The sequence below is a fragment of the cyanobacterium endosymbiont of Braarudosphaera bigelowii genome (genome assembly GCF_020885515.1).
Lineage (GTDB): Bacteria > Cyanobacteriota > Cyanobacteriia > Cyanobacteriales > Microcystaceae > Atelocyanobacterium > Atelocyanobacterium thalassa_A.
This window is the reverse complement of the sequence record NZ_AP024987.1, coordinates 1,308,027-1,320,237: the sequence shown is the minus strand read 5'-3', so window position 1 is coordinate 1,320,237 and position 12,211 is coordinate 1,308,027. Positions and strand designations below refer to the sequence as shown.

The following is a 12,211-nucleotide window of genomic DNA, read 5'->3' as shown; positions in this document are numbered from 1 at the left end:
TGACCTATATGATTAATCAACTCAGTTTTAATAAATATTTAGCAGATCATTTCTGTCTAGTAATACGCTGCAATGTGTACAGTATTAGAAGATCTAGAGTAACCTTGCGCTCGTCTATCATAAAAGATTCAAGAGTGCTAAAAAATTTATTATTATGGCCATAAGAAAAGGCCTTTTGACCACTAATGCTTTCTTCAGGAAAATAAATTATAAATTGACGTTGACTATTACTCCAAGTACCAATGATTTGCGAACAAGATTCATTGGTACTTGCACCAACAATAGAAATTGGGGCTTGAGTAAAAGATAGTTCTATATCAGTTAACCCTTTTTTATTTAAACTTTCTTTAAGAGTAGGTACAAAATGCTGCTCTATAAACTCAGTAAATGGCTTATCCTCAATAGCAGGAGGTTTTTCCTTTTTCTCTTTTTTTTCTTTAGGCTTTGTCTCTTCTACCATGGTTTTTCCTTAATATTGTGACTGTGCCAGACAAGAAGATCTTACCATTTATATAGTAAGTTATGCTTCTATTCACAAAATAATTTTTCAGGAAAAATTTCTATACGAACTATTCAGTCTAATCTTACATAATTTGTTCATTATGGACACATAAACCTATTTATATATTTGAATTATTTTAAAATAAATATTTACTTTACCTTAATATAAGGTTAACTTCATATGATGAAAACAATTAAGTATTAAGTCAAATCTAATTGATCTCTAATAATTTTAGCAATTCGAAAAGCTGCTCCAGAATTTCCTCTAACTTTTAGTAAGTTATAGTGTATCTTTTGTAGTTTTAAAGGGTTATTTAGAAAGTCTAAAACTTTGTTAGCTATCTGATCCGGCTGTAACTCTCCCACTAGTTCAGGAACAATTTTTTCTTTTGCCCATATATTAGGCCATGCAAATAAACGACCTTCTTTAATAACTTGCGAATTTATAAATTTTGCAAACTTACTCCCAACAAATGGCAAGCTAGATAAAATTCCTGGGATACCATCCCATGTTCTCATAGCATCGAGCTTTTGAGTTGGAAGTAAAACTATCATTGGAATGCCCAAGGCTCCTAATTCTGCAGTATTAGCTCCTACAGTTGTAAGTGCAAGGCAACATTTACGTAAATAAGAATGTGCTGGAGAATCATTAATTAATTCTATATTAGGTCCATTATTAATTTGTAAAAAGTATTTTTTTACCTTGTTAATATTTCTAACTGTTAAACTAGCCTCTACTCCTCCCATTTCTTTTACAAGAGGATTATGGCTAGATTGAGCATAGTGGACTAAGTCGCTAATATTTAACGTAGGAGCAACTGGAAGAATGAAGTAAGTATTAGGACGCTGTTGATAAATATGCTTAGCAATAGCTAAACAGAGTGGAACCCCTTGAGTTAATTTACCTGCTTTAGAACCAGGTAAAAGAGCAATGAAAGGATTACCAACCATTTTCACTATGTCTAATGGAGCTGGAGTAAAATCTGCCATTAAATCTCCAACAACTATAAATTTATTTTGATATATTTGTGGAACTTTATTAATAACAGGTTGATTCATAACAGCAAAAGTATCAAGCCAGCGATACCATCTAGCTTCCCATTCTGCATAAGTTAAAGATTTATATCCTAATCTTTTACTAACAAGTAAAGTATAAAACTGATCGCCACCTAAAAATAAAACAATTCCTTTTTTTCTCCAGTCCCAATTATCAGATGTTTTTCCAAATAATATGAAAGGGAAAAAAAACTTACTAGACTGTACTCGGTCTACTTCAATATAATTTTCAACAATAAGAGATTCTTGTCCTGTACTATGAGGACATGGGGATAACATTACTGAAATTCTGACTTGAGAGCGATCATTTCCAAGAAGATTGCGCAAAGAAACTACAACAGGTCTGACCCAGGTAGTTATTTCTCCTGGGCCATTTGAAAGTATTAGAATGTCAATGGGCTTCATTTTTCTTATTAACGAGTTTTAAGAGCAATTATTATGCATTGTCTCTTTAAAGATGAGAACATCGTCAAACAAATTTACGACATAGGTTGATTTCTTGGGGAAACCTGAGAATAGATATTTTTATCAGGTATATTATAAATATCAAGATAAAGCGATTGACCTGCAGTACTTGCTGCTGTAGTCAGAATAGTTTGAATCGCCTGAATATTACGTCCCCCTCTTCCATAAATTCGCCCTTTATCTACTTCATCAACAGCTAATCTTATCCAAACTCTTTGACTACTGTTGATTTTCTCACAGTCAATACTTAAAGATTTTGGAGACTCTAGTAAAGGTTCAATTAGAAATTCTACTAATTTTAAGTAGTCAGGAGTTTTAGAATTATGAGAACTAATCACATCAGTCAACTCAAACATTAATTTGTTCAAAAACTTTTGCTTTTTCAAGAATAGCTCGAACAGTATCGCTTGGTTGAGCGCCTTGTTGTAAACGAGCAACAATAGAAGGAATATTTAATCGTGTTTCATTAGTTCTCGGATTATAAAATCCTAATTCTTCGAGAGGACGTCCATCTCTACGAGCTCTACTTTTTATAGCAACTATTCTATAACTAGCTTCTCGTTTTTTTCCAAATTTTTTCAATCTTAATTTAACCATTCTAATTTTATGTCCCTATGATTTGAACTTTATTGATGAGTTTTTATCTCAAGCCTACTATTATATCACGATATTTTATCTAGCGAGGCATCCCTTGGATGACAGGTCTAATACCTGTACCATCAAATGGACCTGGATTTCCTCCCCAATTAAAGTCACTAATACGTAAAGAAAGAGAACCAACCTTTAAGACTGAATTATATCGTAATAGGATATTATATGTACGACGACTATATTCAATGAATAAATCAGTATTAATCTCACGATCTCTGTCTATATTGTAAGAGCTTTGTACACCAAGACGAACTGGACCATATAATTGTTGACTTATTCCCCAAGATAAAGTTTTTAAATCTGCAAAACGATCAAACATAAATGGAGAAGGATCTCCTCTAAGCGCTTGACTAAAGCTAATATTGAAGCCAGTATAATCTAAGAACGGTTTAGAAAAATTACCAACTTGTCCAGATAGCCTAATATTTCCCAAGATAGAAGGCTGAGAATCTCCATTACCATACAAACTTGTTACTCCTGTAACTCCAGTTGATAGAACTAGGAAAGGTAGTACTGGAGTCGCAGTATATTTTAAGCCCTGTTCTGGATCAGGAGGAAGAGCTTTTCCATACCATAATAAAAATGGACGGTTTAAAGAAACAGCTCCTTGCAGTCGAGTTAAACTAATTCGATTATCACTAGAATTAAGTCCAAGCAAACTATATTTATCTGTATCAGCATTAACAGTTTGAAAAGACCCTTGATAACTTAGCTGAAGACCTGATTTATCTAAGGCGATATCAGGAGAAACAAGAAGAATTCCAGCACTACTGCGAACTGTTTGAAATCCTAGAGAACCGTTGAAAAGGCGTTCACGATAATTATATTCAAATCTTAAATCATGAGGAGCAGCCGAATTTCCAATTCTATACTGTGCAAAACTTTTGACTCTCAAACGATCTTCTACATCATCAAATTCTAGACTTGTAAGGGAGGTTCTGGCAAAAAACGTAGTTTTGTTATTTAAATTAGCATTAATTTCACTAACTAAACCAAAAGCAGGGGGGCTTATTAATTCAATATCATCTTTATCTTCTTGAAATAGATCCGTATTTTGATCATCAACAGTTAATCCTTGAGGAGAAACTGCTTTCTGGATATAGTATTGAGGTGTTATTTCCCAATTTATGTTATCTGTATCAACAATATTAAATCCCCTTTCCACAAATAGTCCTCCTCTATCACGGTCATCAAAGCCAAAAGAAATAACTCCTGGTTGACGATCTCTGTGATCAAATATAAGACGATCTTGAGTTGGGAAAGAATTGATTTGATCAAGAACAACTCTTGAATTGGTAAGTTTTACTTCGTCCACCAAAGGAGCTATGTTCCTATAAGTAGCTGCCTCGGCACGAACTTCAACTTCAGGAGGAGAAAACGGATCATTCGTTAATCTAGCATTATTAGCTCGCCAACCATTGGCATCAAATTTTATTCGTTCTGCTTGAAAGCGAATTCTATTAATTTGTCCTCCATTGCGCTGGCCTACATTAGCTCCCATATTTTGAATGTTATCTTCTTCTAATGAAAGTCCAAAGGAATAACTTATTCCTTCTGCTCTAGTAACTTTCTTCAGTGGCTGTTCAAGGGCTAATCTTTCATTTAAAATTTGATTAGGAATTAAATTGCTATCAGATGCAGTAGGTAAAGTAGGAGTGAAATCCTGTCCTGTGGTAGGTTGATATATTTGTCCACTTGCATTAAAGATGACTCCGCTATCCTGAACGAAATAGTATTCAAATCTTTCTCCTCGTAGTGTCTGTTCTCCTCGATCTAAGACTACATTACCTTCAGCTACGGCAAACCTATTAGGAAGATTTATCCATAAGCGATCAGCCAGTAAGACTCCATTGGTAAAACGCATAACAACTTTTCCTTCTGCGTATACTACTTCTTTTTCGGAGTCATACTCTTGACGATCTGCAATCAATTCTACTACTCCAATTATTTTTCTTGGAGCAAGTTTAGATACAGGTTTAATTTGTTGGCTTATAGATGATTTATCTTCTGTAATTACATTAAATGTTAATTGTTGTAATTTTTGGTCTTCTGGGTCAAGATTTGAAAATAAGATTTTCTCTTGTTCATTGAAGTTTTTATTTACCTTAATAGTTCGTCTTTTTGACAACCCATTAGCACTTTTTCTAAAAGACTGTAGGGTTTCAAGATTCTCTCTTTGAGTAACTCTCTTTAAATTGTCAATATTTTTTTCTGTTAACAAAGATAAAGAAAAAACTTTTGAATTAGAAAGTTTTTGTATATCGGTTAATTGATTTTTAAAGCTATTAAAAGTAATTTTAGAAGGCGAAACATTTCCTAAACCACTTAATTTAATTGGTTTAGAACTATATTTTTTTGAATCAATTAATAGTGAGTTAATATTCAAAAATGGTTGAAATTGTTTCTCTTTATGAGTAACAATCGTTTGGACTTGGATTGGTAGATTAGGTGGTGGAACAAATGACAGCATCTTAATTGATAATATCAAGCTCAAGGGTTTAGGAACCAAATACTTGCAGCGTGATAAGAGGAGATGAGCAGAAGCAGACTTTGTCTCATTCTTATACGTTTTACCCATCTAAGTTAACACAACCTTGTTTAAACTAACCTAAAATCAAATCTTATTTTATAATTATGTGTAGAATAGCTTTACTTCTACAAAAAAAAATTGATTAACAAAATTGATAAGATTAATTACTTAAACGATAAATATAGTATCTAGTTATTTACGTATGAGATATATATCTAATAAATATAGTTACTTTTCCCAATACTTTCTAAACAACCAACTGCCTTACAAGTTTTCTAGTAGAAATTATAATTTTTAAACAATTAAAATTCTTGGCCATAATATATCCTGAAATTTCTAAATCTATATAATTTGATAAATAAAGCTTAGGGTAGACCAGGCTTTAACATCAAGATTATAAGTATCAGAATTTGACATAATCCTCTTATTTATTTGTATACTAGCCGTGTTTAAATCTTCTAAAAGCGCTTTAGCTATGCTTAATGGATCGTTAAGAATAATAATCTGGTCCTTTTCTATTTTAAATTCTGGTATTTTTTTTAAAGCTTGCCAAGTATTGTAGAAGGGATATATTGAAGCAATTAGTAAAATCTGCTCCCATCCTCTAGTGCTTGACGTTGTCCAGGTTAAACCACTTGAAGTAGACGGAATAGCATTTTTCATACCTGGTTTCAAGAAGCTTGCACCTTGGGCTTTTAATTCTATTTCTTTTTCATGAGCAGGAATATAAGCAATTACTTTGCCATTACTATTAATTCCGAAAATTATAAAATCAAGAGTTTTATCACCTTGATTGTGCAAACAATAGCGTAAACGAGTACCTCGTGCAACTTTGGGCAATCCCTGAAGGTTAGAAATCTCGTAAGGGTTATCTTTAATTTCGCCTATTTGAGAAGTAAATATTTTGTTTCTATTAGTCTCTCTTTTATCTATTGGATAGGGCTCAGGATTAAGTCCCTCAAGATTTATGGAGCAAAGTAATTTAGAAGAACTTTCGTTAACAGTTAATCGTAGTAATTTTACTGCTAAAAGTTTTTCCAAATTTGGATGTAGTCTTCCAACAGCAGACTTAATAGCTTCTCCAGTTTTACCCGAAGTATTAGGGAATTGAACCCCACCTGGGAGAAAGAGTCCATATTTTGATTTTTCTGATGAATTTAAAGACTCTGAACTAGAGGTTGAAAAAGGAAATGAAGCAAGTAATCCCAAAATACAATCGACAGGTTTTTCTTCATCATTAGTTATGTCTGATACTATATCAATTACAGAAAAGGCACTAGTAGCATCCACTCTTTCAATTCTTTGTAACTTTGAATCAAGGGCAACAGTTAGTCCTAATGTACGTGGTAAACAACGGACTGATTCTTGTAATAATTGACCTATTAAATCAGGCTGATAAATTCTAGTTCCTTTCGAAATTTGGTGTACCTTCCCTTTTAGACCATCACGAGAGTGTAACTGGAAAAAAGATAATGGATTGGAAGACATGGTATGGAAAATAGAATTTAATCCATAATGTCTCAGAATATCAGCTGAAATTCCAGTAAAAATAATTTGGATATTATCAAGATCTTCAGCATGATCAATCAAAGCCTCTGCTCCTTGGAAATTAATAGGCAACAGATAATATGCAAATAGAGATTTTTGAGTGCTATTTTGTTGCTGTGGTTTTTGGCTTTCTCCCACAATTGGTAGAACTTCTTCTGTAGCTTTGTTTAAAGCTATATTAATCCGACTCGCAGGAGTAACTGACCACAAATATTGAGTCAATGCATATGTAAAAAGTCCTACACTGAAATCATTTCCTTTAATTTCTGTAGCAACTTGACCTATCCCAGCAGCAGATAGGATGGTTCCGTAGTCATTTGAGATTCCACTATTCTGGATTTTACTTTTTAATTCTGCTTGCCAAACCAACTCATCTGTGTTGGCTTCTGATACCTGGTATGGTAAGGAACGTACTCTCAAATTTCCTTGATTAATTTCTCCGGTACTATAATAACTAGTATCGAAGACCATAGTTAATTTCTCTGTATCTACTAATTTTCCTAGTAAAAATAGTGTTTCTTGAAGAATATTATTCGTGAGAGTTATATTTTTATTTAATTGGTTACCTTCACTAGGAATAATTCCTTGAGTTAAGACTGAATAATCGGAAACAGGAGATATCCTGTTTGAGGGTATCTTGACCTGTGTACCATAACCACTAAAATGGACTAATACAACATCATCTGTTTTGGCTTGATTTACTAAATGTTCTAGAAAGGCATTTTTAATATTTTGACAAGTGGCTTGTTCATTAGCCAGGGTAAGAATATTTGTTGGATGAAAACCAAAACGGTTAACTAATAAATCTTTTTGTCTTTCAATGTCGGTTAAACAACCTTTTAAACTAAGATTTTTAGTATAAGTATTAATACCTATTAGTAAAGCCAATTTACGATTTGTGGATTCTGCTAAGGCCTTGTGGTATCTATAAAATTTACTGTTGTAGCTTGGCCGTATAGTACTTCCCTGAGCAATCCCCCAGGTGAGTAAGGCCTGTAAAAAAGTTCGTCGATCCCATTTCATGGTTCCTATTTGCTCTCTTGGGGAAATAACGCTATAAAACTTACTCTAAAATGTATGGATTGAATTACATGCTCTAATTATAACGTTTTTAAGGAGTCAGTTGAAAAATTAATAGTAATCTTTATTTTGACTCCTTTTAACTTACTTATCTTAATTATTCATTGCTTTTATGAGTTCTGCAGCAACTTCCGGACGAGAAAATTGTGCAGGTGGCATTTCACCACTTCTCAACATCTCTCTAACCTTGGTTCCTGATAGATGAATTCGTTCATTTTCTCCACTGGGACTTGTCTTACTGGTAGCCATTTGTTGAGTCCGTTTACAATAAAAAGCATGTTCAAATTTCATCGGAATAATGCCTAATGCATTTAAATCAAATTCATTAAAAATATCTTGAGCATCATAAGTTCCGTAATAATCACCAACTCCTGCATGATCTCGACCGACTATAAAGTGAGTACAACCATAATTTTTACGTATAATTGCATGAAATATGGCTTCTCTAGGACCTGCATATCTCATAGCTGATGGATTAATAGCTAAGATAACCCTTTTTTGAGGAAAATAATTATTTATCATAATTTCATAACACTTCATTCGGACATCTGCAGGAATGTCATCACTCTTGGTAGCACCAACTAGAGGATGTAAAAATAAACCATCCACAACTTCCAAAGCACATTTTTGAATATATTCATGAGCTCGGTGAATTGGATTACGTGTTTGAAATCCGACGATAGTAGACCATTTTTTTTCCTGGAATAGTTTCCTAGATTCTCTAGGATCTATTTGATACTTGGGAAAGAGTTTATTTTCACTTCGTTCTAGTAGCCATATAGATCCAGCTAAATTAATTTTTCCTTGCTTATATAATACTTGAACCCCAGGATGTTTTTCATCTTCAGTTTTGTAGACTTTTATGGCTTCTTCGTTTTTTTGATACTTATATTTTTGAGTTAACTCTAGGACTCCGATAAATTCGCCAGCTAAATTATCGAGTCTAATTAATTCTCCTTCTTTCAAAGAATTCGCAACTTCTTCTTGAACAGGTAGGGTAATTGGAATTGACCAAGGAACTCCATTACTTAAATGCATATTTTGAACTACTGAATGGTAGTCTGCTTGTTCCATAAAGCCCTTGAGGGGACTAAATCCCCCGATGGCTATCATAATTAGATCAGAAATAGTACGTTCTTCCAATCTTAATCTTGGTAAGTTATCTTTTTGAGATAAAAATTCTTCTCTTTTATTTGAAGGTGCAATGCGATCAATTAATTGACCACCATGAGGCAAGACACTGTTTATATGTATCATTTTCAAAATTAGAATTTAACTTACAAAGTCTATCGTACCAGCCTCTGACAATATTTAGTTCATATAAACTAAATAAATAATTTTATAATTAAAACTTTTTTCTGATAAAAATAAATTTGTAGGTTCATCATATTATGAATTTCTACTTTTTAAAATTTTATTAAAACCTTAGTCAAACTAATATTAAATATTTATAATTAAAGTATCAACCTCTACTTTTGAAGATCTAAAAAATTATTTCTTTTAAATACAAAAAAATAAACTTACCTGTAAAAAATATAGAATATGATTATAAATGGGTTTTGGAAACATTCACATAAGGTAAGAAAGCTAATAACCCTATTATTTCTCAGTACTTATTTAGTATTAATAACAGGTTGTAATCAACAATCAAAATTAACACTCTCTCCTAAAAATAATAGTGACCGTATCACTGTTGGCACAACTTTTCAGCCACGTACAATAGATCCAGCAGATAATTATGAGTTATCTGGAATGATGATTATTTATAATTTAAGTGATACTCTCTATACCTATGAGCTAGGAAATACTAATTTAAAGCCGCAGTTAGCTATAAAAATGCCCACTATTAGTAAGAACGGTCTTGTTTATACTATCCATCTCAGGAAAGGGGTCAAATTTCATGATGGTACATCCTTTGATGCAAAGGCAATGGCTTTTTCATTAGAAAGATTTATGGCTAATGGGGGAAAACCTTCTTTTCTATTAACTAATACTATTAAAAAAATAGAAACTAATGGAGATTATGAGCTAATTATTACGCTAAAAGAACCTTTTTCTGCTTTTCCTGCTCTTTTGGCTTTTCCCGGAATTTGTGCAATATCTCCTCAGGCTTATCAAATAGGGAAAGGAAAATTTATTCCAGATAGTTTTGTTGGAACAGGACCATATAAATTAAGAAGATTTCAAACTGGTTTATTAGAATTAGATACTTTTGATGATTACTGGGGAGAAAAGCCTCGAAACAAAGGTATTAATTTGCAGATTTATTCCAATAATGCAGCTAATCTTTTTAATGCTTTCCGCACCCAAAGTGTTGATATTGCCTATCAGTCTCTAACTACTGAACAAATTGAGTATCTGCTAAAAGAATCTCATGAAGGAAAAGGAAAAGTTATTGAAAATATAAGTACAAATATCACTTTTATGGCTTTAAACGTTAACGCAGAATTCACTAAGCAGAAGGTTGTTAGAAAAGCAATTGCAACATTAATAGATCGTGAACTCCTTAACGAGCGTATTTTTAAAGGACAAAGTGAACTTTCGTATACCATGATACCTAAATCTTTTAATGTTTCTCGACCTGTTTTTAAAAGTAAATATAATAATATAAATAAAACCAAGCAACTTTTAATCGAAGCAGGTTTCTCTAAAAAAAATCCTGCCATAGTTGAAATATGGTATTCTTCTGATTCAACAAATATGAGTCAAGCAGCCGCTATTCTTAGAAGTCTAGCGAAGAGAGAATTAGAAGGACTGTTAAAATTTATTCCTAACAATATATCTTCAGTAGCTTTCTTTAAAAACTTAAGCTTAGGTTCTTACCAGTCAATCTTTTCTAGTTGGTATCCAGATTATTTAGATGCGGATAACTATATTTATCCTTTTTTAAGCTGTGCTCAAGGTACAGCAGAGCAACAGTGTATACAAGGAAGTTCTCAAGTTCAAGGTTCCTTTTACCATAATGAAAAAATGAACGAACTAATTATTCAACAAAGAAAAACATTAGATTCTCGAAAAAGAGAGGAAATCTTTGTTAAAATTCAAAAAATTTTAGCTGAAGACGTTCCTTATATACCTCTTTGGCAGACTAAGGAATATGTATTCATTCAAAATGATATCAATGGAACTATTTTCAATCTAAACCAAACATTTCCGTTTTGGACAATTACTCGCTCTAAGATTAGAGGTATAAATAAATAATTTATAATGTTATCTATAAATAATATTTATTAATTTTTTAATGAAAAACTATAGCAATGTTTTAATTCAAGACTGTAAAGATGATCTTGTTCCTATTCCTTTAGAGTACTTTTCTGTTCAAAATCCACATCCCTATAAAAAATTAGGAGCCACATATAAGAATAAATCTCCCTATTATTTACGTTCTAGGGTTCTAGAAGCTCTTCAAAATGTACAAAATTGCTTACAAACGGAATATGGAGGATGGAAACTTCATATTTTTGATGCTTATCGTCCTATAGAAGTGCAACAATTCATGGTAGATTATACTTTTTCTTACTTGATAAAAGAGAAAAAGTTAACCTTGAGAGAGCTATCTATCTTAGAGAAAAAAAAAATTCTCAATCAGGTTTATAAAATTTGGGCCATTCCTTCTGAAGATTATACTTCTCCACCGCCACATAGTACTGGAGCAGCTATTGATTTGACTTTAGTTGACTGCAAAGGAAATTTACTAGATATGGGATGTGAAATTGATGATTTATCCGAAAAATCTCAACCCTTTTACTATTCTCAAAGTAATAATTCTGAGGCAAAAGCTTATAATAGGAGGAGAGGAATTTTAAATAAAGTTATGAGTAATTATGGATTTTTAAGACATCCCAATGAATGGTGGCATTTTTCGCAGGGAGATCAAATGTGGGCTTGGCAATCTAATAAAAAAGTTGCTTACTATGGAAGAGTCTAAATAATTACAGAAGAAATTTACAAGATTTTTAGTATATTGAATTACTTAACCCTAATAATAGAGGTTTTTAACTAGCAGAATTTTATAATTGTAAACTATTCTAAGATCTAATTACTTAATATGATTATTAGGTTGAGTAGTTTCGGGATAGATAATTACTAATGAATGAGTTATCTGAAAAAATTTAAGCGTGATGCGATTTATATACATTTTAAATACATAAACAATTATTAATATTTTTTCAACGATCAATGACTATTTCGTAGTCTTGCAATTGCAATTTTTTATATAAGAATTCGATTAATATATAGATGATTATTAGTATATTGTAAGTTTTTTTTATCTAATTTATGTTAAGATATAGTTTCTGCGGATGTGGTGGAACGGTAGACACGCACGCTTGAGGGGCGTGTGGCTTAGGTCGTGCGAGTTCAAATCTCGCTATCCGCATA

9 protein-coding genes and 1 tRNA gene are annotated in these 12,211 nt (G+C 32.3%); 3 read left to right on the top strand and 7 right to left on the bottom strand.

The genetic code is table 11. The annotated features are described in order from the left end of the window. Positions 1 to 46: 46 nt before the first annotated feature. From LPC16_RS05475 to sat, 7 genes are all read right to left on the bottom strand, one after another. Positions 47 to 460: a DUF2996 domain-containing protein gene (locus LPC16_RS05475; protein WP_040055196.1), complete on the bottom strand. Its 414-nt coding sequence runs from the start codon at positions 458 to 460 to the stop codon at positions 47 to 49. A 242-nt stretch (positions 461 to 702) separates the two neighbouring features. Then, positions 703 to 1,962 carry a glycosyltransferase family protein gene (locus tag LPC16_RS05470; protein ID WP_229637183.1) on the bottom strand — a complete coding sequence of 420 codons (1,260 nt, stop codon included), beginning with the start codon at positions 1,960 to 1,962 and terminating at the stop codon, positions 703 to 705. A gap of 74 nt (positions 1,963 to 2,036) precedes the next feature. Continuing rightward, positions 2,037 to 2,378, bottom strand: coding sequence for a KH domain-containing protein (locus LPC16_RS05465; protein ID WP_315855027.1), 342 nt, complete (start codon positions 2,376 to 2,378; stop codon positions 2,037 to 2,039). Next, on the bottom strand, positions 2,371 to 2,619 hold the full coding sequence (rpsP, locus tag LPC16_RS05460) for a 30S ribosomal protein S16 (RefSeq protein ID WP_040055199.1): 249 nt from the start codon (positions 2,617 to 2,619) through the stop codon (positions 2,371 to 2,373). Before rpsP ends, LPC16_RS05465 begins: the two co-directional genes overlap by 8 nt. Positions 2,620 to 2,698: 79 nt before the next feature. Then, entirely contained in the window at positions 2,699 to 5,251 is a 2,553-nt protein-coding gene (locus LPC16_RS05455; RefSeq protein WP_407084179.1) for a DUF3769 domain-containing protein, read from the bottom strand. A 294-nt stretch (positions 5,252 to 5,545) separates the two neighbouring features. After that, positions 5,546 to 7,774 carry a caspase family protein gene (locus LPC16_RS05450; protein WP_229637182.1) on the bottom strand — a complete coding sequence of 743 codons (2,229 nt, stop codon included), beginning with the start codon at positions 7,772 to 7,774 and terminating at the stop codon, positions 5,546 to 5,548. A 150-nt stretch (positions 7,775 to 7,924) separates the two neighbouring features. After that, positions 7,925 to 9,088, bottom strand: coding sequence for a sulfate adenylyltransferase (sat, locus tag LPC16_RS05445; RefSeq protein ID WP_229637181.1), 1,164 nt, complete (start codon positions 9,086 to 9,088; stop codon positions 7,925 to 7,927). Between the two features lie 285 nt (positions 9,089 to 9,373). Between sat and LPC16_RS05440 the strand changes: the two genes are divergently transcribed. From LPC16_RS05440 to LPC16_RS05430, 3 genes are all read left to right on the top strand, one after another. Then, entirely contained in the window at positions 9,374 to 11,032 is a 1,659-nt protein-coding gene (locus LPC16_RS05440; protein WP_229637180.1) for an ABC transporter substrate-binding protein, read from the top strand. A 40-nt stretch (positions 11,033 to 11,072) separates the two neighbouring features. Continuing rightward, positions 11,073 to 11,759, top strand: a complete 687-nt coding sequence (locus LPC16_RS05435) for a M15 family metallopeptidase (protein ID WP_229637179.1) — start codon at positions 11,073 to 11,075, stop codon at positions 11,757 to 11,759. A gap of 369 nt (positions 11,760 to 12,128) precedes the next feature. Next, a tRNA-Leu gene (locus LPC16_RS05430) sits at positions 12,129 to 12,209 on the top strand. Positions 12,210 to 12,211 lie beyond the last annotated feature (2 nt).